At 66.7% G+C, this 552-nt stretch carries 1 protein-coding gene; it reads left to right on the top strand.

Features of this window, described 5'->3' with window-relative positions:
- The coding region (gene istB, locus AX685_RS07795) for an IS21-like element helper ATPase IstB (RefSeq protein ID WP_066487231.1) at window positions 1-552 on the top strand (552 nt) is incomplete at both ends.

Raw genomic sequence — 552 nt, 5'->3', positions numbered from 1 at the left:
AGGTCCTGACCGACCTGCTGCGTGCCGAGGCGACGCACCGCCATGCAGCGTCGGTCCGTTACCGGATGTCGGCCGCCAGGTTGCCCGCGGTGAAGGACCTCGACGCCTTCGTCTTCGATGACACCCCCATCAACGAGGGACTGGTGCGCTCGCTATACAGCGGCTCGTTTCTTCCGGGCCGGCGCAACGTCGTGCTTGTCGGTGGGACGGGCACAGGCAAGACGCACCTCGCCACCGCCATCACCACCAATGTGGTACGGGCCGGCGCCCGGGGGCGCTACTTCAACACGGTGGACCTGGTGAACCGGCTTGAGGAGGAAACGCGTCTTGGCAAGGCCGGCACGCTGGCAGCCCAGCTCTCCCGGCTCGATCTGGTGGTGCTCGACGAGCTTGGCTACCTGCCGTTCGCCCGCTCGGGCGGCCAACTGCTCTTCCACCTCGTCAGCAAGCTCTACGAGCAGACCTCGGTCATCGTCACGACGAACCTCGCCTTTGGCGAGTGGCCGACCGTCTTTGGCGACCCCAAGATGACCACCGCGCTGCTCGACCGCA

Source organism: Sphingomonas sp. CCH9-F2, assembly GCF_001556735.1.
In the GTDB taxonomy this organism is placed as follows: domain Bacteria; phylum Pseudomonadota; class Alphaproteobacteria; order Sphingomonadales; family Sphingomonadaceae; genus Sphingomonas; species Sphingomonas ginsenosidimutans.
This window is presented reverse-complemented; position numbering and strand designations above follow the sequence as displayed.